Genomic DNA, 2,230 nt, shown 5'->3' with positions numbered 1-2,230 from the left:
AATCATCAGGTTGGTTTTGTGTTTCAATCCTATAATCTAATCATGCATCAGAGTGTTTTAAGTAATGTAGAATTAGCTTTAACACTAACGGGAGTCAATAAAGAGGAAAGAAGAAAAAGAGCTATAGGGGCTTTAAATAAGGTTGGACTTTCGGATCAAATTCATAAAAAGCCAACCCAGATGTCGGGTGGACAAATGCAGCGAGTGGCCATTGCTCGTGCTATTGTCAATAATCCAGATATTATTTTGGCAGATGAGCCAACTGGTGCTTTGGATAGTGCAACAAGTGTGCAGATTATGGAGATTTTAAAGGAAATCTCAAAAGATAAGCTTGTCATTATGGTTACCCATAATCCGCAATTGGCAGATGAATATTCGAGTCGAATTATTCGCTTAAAGGATGGTTCTTTAGTATCGGATTCTAATCCTTTTAATGAACAAGAAATGAATGTGGATATGAGTGTGTTAAAAAGACCTGGCATGTCTTTTAAAATGGCTTGCTCATTAAGTTTAAATAATTTAATGACAAAAAAGGCACGTACATTTTTAACTTCTTTTGCCGGAAGCATTGGAATTATTGGGATCGCATTGATTATGTCATTGTCGCATGGTATGCAGTCTTATATTGATCAAATGGAAAATGATACAATGGCCAGTTATCCGATTGAGATTCAGGCTAATTCAAGTGATATGTCTACATTAATGACAACGATGATGGGCATGAAGAAAAAGACAGAAGAACATAAGGATTCTAAAATCTATTCTCGTCCTTATGTGGAGGATGTATTAGAATCTTTATCGAGTTCAAAGAAGAATAACTTATCGGCTTTTAAATCGTATATTGAAAGTAGTAAGGGTAAAGAATTTAGAAAGACGGCGAAAGCAATTGAGTATGATTATAATTTAAATTTACAAGTTTATAATGAAAATACAGATTCTGGCTTAGTGCAAGTATCGCCAAATGGTTTGTTGGATAAATTAGGCATGTCGGATATGATGTCGATTCAATCGCAATTCATGGATTCAAGTGCTATGACCAATGATCAAGTATGGCTTTCTTTACCAGAATCGAAAAAACTTCGGGATGATGAATATCAGCTTGTTGAAGGTAAATGGCCAACAAACTATAACGAAGTTGTTTTAGAGGTTGATGAAAATAACGAAATAACGGATTATGCACTGTATTCTTTGGGATTGTTAGATCAGGATGAATTGGTTAAGAATTATCAAAAGATTTTAAATGGAGAGACGGACAAGATTTCAAAGACAAACCTAGAATCGTATAGTGTGGATGATATCTTAAATTTGAAGTTTAGATTGGTTCTAAATAGCGATTTATATCAAAAGGTAAATGGTTTGTGGATCAACCAAAGTGAAAATGAATTGTATATGAAGGATGTTGTTTCGAAGAGTCCTGAAATCAAGGTGGTTGGAATTATTAAGCCAAGTGAATCCACGGTTTCACAACCAACAATGGGTGGTGTGTATTATACAAAGGCTATGGAAGAGTATGTAACTTCTAAGACGGAGAATGCTCAAATTGTAAAAGAACAAAAGACAAATCCAAATATCAATATTTTTACGCAGACCGAGTTTGCTTCAGGTCAGAAGATGAGTATGTCAAATCTTACAAATGAGCAGATGATGCAGCTTTCTAGTATGTCGCAAGAAGAATTGATGAATTACATGAATACGTATAATGAAAATATCAATGCGACGTATGATTCGAATTTGACTAAACTTGGTGTTGTAGATTACTCAAATCCGACAAAGATTTCTTTATATGCATCAAGTTTTGATGGAAAAGAAAAGCTGGGGGATTTGATTACTTATTATAATAAGAAGCAGACAAAGAGCAATGTGATCACATATAATGATTTTATTGGAACGATGTTAAGTTCTGTGACAAGTGTTGTAAATATTATTAGTTATGTCTTGATTGCCTTTGTATCTGTATCACTCATTGTATCAAGCATCATGATTCGTATTATTACTTACATTTCAGTATTGGAGCGTACAAAAGAGATTGGTATCTTACGCTCAATTGGGGCTAGTAAGAAAGATATTACGCGTGTATTTAATGCAGAAACATTCATTATTGGATTGATCAGTGGTGTATTAGGTATATTAATTACACTTGTATTGAATGTTCCAATTAGTGTGGTCGTTGAGAATATGACAGGTGTTTCGCATATTGCCAAATTACCAGTCAATGGAGCTGTATTCTTGA

Annotated in this window: 1 protein-coding gene; it reads left to right on the top strand. The window is 34.2% G+C overall.

The features are described 5' to 3' along the window. Positions 1–42: 42 nt before the first annotated feature. A partial coding sequence (locus ACZQCL_RS05645) for an ABC transporter ATP-binding protein/permease (protein WP_482482146.1) occupies positions 43–2,230 on the top strand: 2,188 nt, incomplete at its 3' end.

Source organism: Holdemanella sp. (assembly GCF_056804935.1).
The sequence above is the reverse complement of the archived record's forward strand: the minus strand, read 5'-3'. Positions and strand labels throughout refer to the sequence as shown.